The organism is Actinomycetospora sp. (genome assembly GCF_055612215.1).
The window spans coordinates 1-1411 of the sequence record NZ_JBVPVA010000316.1; the positions used below are offsets into that span (position 1 = coordinate 1).

Genomic DNA, 1411 nt, shown 5'->3' on the forward strand with positions numbered 1-1411 from the left:
CGGCCGCGGGGTCTGCGCCCGGGGGAACTTCGTGCGGGAGATGCCCGGCTGGGCGGTCGAGGTCGTCCACGACGGACTCGGCGACCAGCCCCACACCGTCCGGACCACCACCCCGACCGGACACACCTACACCAGCCGCGCCGGACCCTGAGGTGCCCCGGTCAGCTCATCCCGGACGCGGCGAGCGGGTCGTAGCCGGGGGAGAGGAAGAGCTCCTGGAGCTGTCGGCGGCGGACGCCGATGTTGCTGCCCTCGATCACGGGGTACGCGAGCGCCTCCTGCAGGTACTCGGCGAGGGGGAAGCCCTGGTCGTAGGCCGTGACGCCCACGACCTGCACGAGCTTGGTCACGACCTCGACCGCGGTCTCGGAGCCCAGGATCTTCGCGTGCAGGCCGAGCTCGAGGGCCGAGGGGTGCTGGGCCATGACGGCATCGAGCGCCCGCCAGGCGAGCAGGCGGACGGCCTCGATCCGGGCCTTGGCGTCGGCGAGGACGTCCGAGACGGCCTGGTGCTCGAGGATCGGACCGCGGCCGCCGCGCGTCTCGTCCCGGGCGAACCGGTAGGCGATGTCGAAGGCGCCGCGCATGGCGGCGACCGCGAAGATGCCGATGGACGCACCGCTGGGCAGGAACGCGTGGCGGGTGAGCTCGGCGCCCTGACCCTCCGCGCCGAGCAGGTTGGCCGCCGGGATCCGCACGTCGCGCAGCCGCACGCGCGAGGTGAGACAGCCGCGCAGCCCGGGCAGGTCGTAGTGCTCCTCGACCTCGAGGTGCCCGGCGAGGTGCTCGCGCTCGGCGACGAGCAGGGAGATGCCGCCCGGGGCCCGGCAGACGATCGTCATGAGGTCGGGCCCGTCGCCGTCCCAGCCCGACAGGTGCGACGCCCACGCCTTCGTCCCGGTGACGACGTAGTGATCGCCGTCGGGCTCCGCAGTCGTCGTGATCCCGGTGGCGGGCGCCTCGGCGTCGAAGTTCGCGCTGCCGGCGGGCTCGCTGAAGGCCATCGCCGCGAGCGGGGCGCCCGAGTCGGCGAGGAACGGCGCGACGAACCGCCCCACCTGCTCCGGGGTCCCGGCCTCGTAGACGGGCATGAGCGCGATCAGCGGGCCGGCGAAGGAGATCGTGAAGTCCGGGCTCTGCGCGGCCCACTCCTCGATGAAGATCGCCGCGTCGACACCGCTGCCGGCCGCGCCGCCCACGGCGGCCGGGATCAGGCCCTTGAGGAAGCCCTGGCCGACGGCCTTCTCGAACACCGGGCGGGCCAGCAGCGCCCGGGTCAGCGGGTCGGGCTCCGCGCGCACGGCGGCCGCGAGGTCACGCAGGTGCTCGTCCGCGAACCCGCGGGCGCCGGCCTTGAGCTGCTCCTGTTCCGGGCTCAACCCGAACGACACGGCCATGGCCTGCTCCTCGA

General features: G+C 74.1%; 1 protein-coding gene. It reads right to left on the reverse strand.

Features of this window, described 5'->3' with window-relative positions:
• Positions 1-161: 161 nt before the first annotated feature.
• Positions 162-1411 (reverse strand): acyl-CoA dehydrogenase family protein (locus tag AC0CYZ_RS09070; protein WP_472214446.1); only part of this gene is annotated, 1250 nt, incomplete at its 5' end.